Raw genomic sequence first — 1,272 nt, 5'->3', positions numbered from 1 at the left:
AATCTCGGTTGATTTCTTTTCCTCGGGGTACTTAGATGTTTCAGTTCTCCCGGTTCGCCTCGCTACCCTATGTATTCAGGTAACGATACCCGCCTGATGACGGGTGGGTTTCCCCATTCGGACATCGCAGCCTATAACGGTTTTTATCACCTTAGCTACGCTTTTCGCAGATTAACACGTCCTTCATCGCCTCTAACTGCCAAGGCATCCACCACATACGCTTAGTCACTTAACCATACAACCCTAAGTGGTCTCAGCTGTCAGCTATAAGCTTTCAGTTTAAAACATTTAGTACACCGTGGTGACTAAACCACAGTAATTGTAAAGTCTGACATTTTCACGCACACAAAGTGTGTCTTGAATAAGAGTTGATAGTAGTAAACTACTATCGGGTTGATTAAACACTCGAGGAGAATGCTTAATCACCATAAACCTTCCCGATAAAGAAGATTTACAGCTTGGCATTTATAATCTTACAAACAACAGCGCGACACCGTGTTTGCTTTATAAATACCGGTATTTATATCAGCTTTCCAGATTGTTAAAGAACTCAATTTATACACGCATTCGGTATAAATCTTGGTTTAAAAAACCAAACCTAAAACATCTTAATAAGATAATTTAAATTTGGTCTCTCATTCTTTTGAAGAAGCAATGTATTCTTTGTTAATCAAGGCAGTTGGTAGCGACGTGTAGACCTCTACACGAGCTGCGAACTAACGCAGAGTAACAAAGAATTGGTAGGTCTGGGCAGACTTGAACTGCCGACCTCACCCTTATCAGGGGTGCGCTCTAACCAGCTGAGCTACAGACCTATTATACTTGCTAGCCTTTACTTGATGACTGCCTTAGCCTCAAAAAATATAGCATAGTACATGGTTGCACATCTGCCGACATACGCTGTACTTACTGACTTCATCCATAAATAAGTGGTGGAGCTAAGCAGGATCGAACTGCTGACCTCCTGCGTGCAAGGCAGGCGCTCTCCCAGCTGAGCTATAGCCCCTCATTTACTTATCGTAAAGGGTTACTTCTTCGTATTCGTTATCATGTAATTTGTGTAGACACTCTTGTACAAGGATGTACTTGTGTCGCGATGGCATGGATGCCATGGAGCGACCTAACTACGGCCTAATACCATCAAGTTGTTTTACTTCAAGATAAGGAGGTGATCCAACCCCAGGTTCCCCTAGGGTTACCTTGTTACGACTTCACCCCAGTCATGAAACACAAAGTGGTGATCGCCCTCCCGAAGGTTAGACTAACCACTTC

General features: G+C 43.2%; 2 tRNA genes and 2 rRNA genes. All 4 read right to left on the bottom strand.

Annotation, left to right across the window (positions count from 1 at the left end):
• Positions 1-235, bottom strand: a 23S ribosomal RNA gene (locus B6K83_RS18080); the annotation flags it as partial.
• Positions 236-738: 503 nt separating this feature from the next.
• Positions 739-815, bottom strand: a tRNA-Ile gene (locus tag B6K83_RS18075).
• Between the two features lie 115 nt (positions 816-930).
• A tRNA-Ala gene (locus tag B6K83_RS18070) sits at positions 931-1,006 on the bottom strand.
• 155 nt (positions 1,007-1,161) lie between these two features.
• Positions 1,162-1,272, bottom strand: a 16S ribosomal RNA gene (locus B6K83_RS18065); the annotation flags it as partial.

This window comes from Colwellia chukchiensis (genome assembly GCF_002104455.1).
GTDB classification, from domain to species: domain Bacteria; phylum Pseudomonadota; class Gammaproteobacteria; order Enterobacterales; family Alteromonadaceae; genus Cognaticolwellia; species Cognaticolwellia chukchiensis.
The sequence above is the reverse complement of the archived record's forward strand: the minus strand, read 5'-3'. Positions and strand labels throughout refer to the sequence as shown.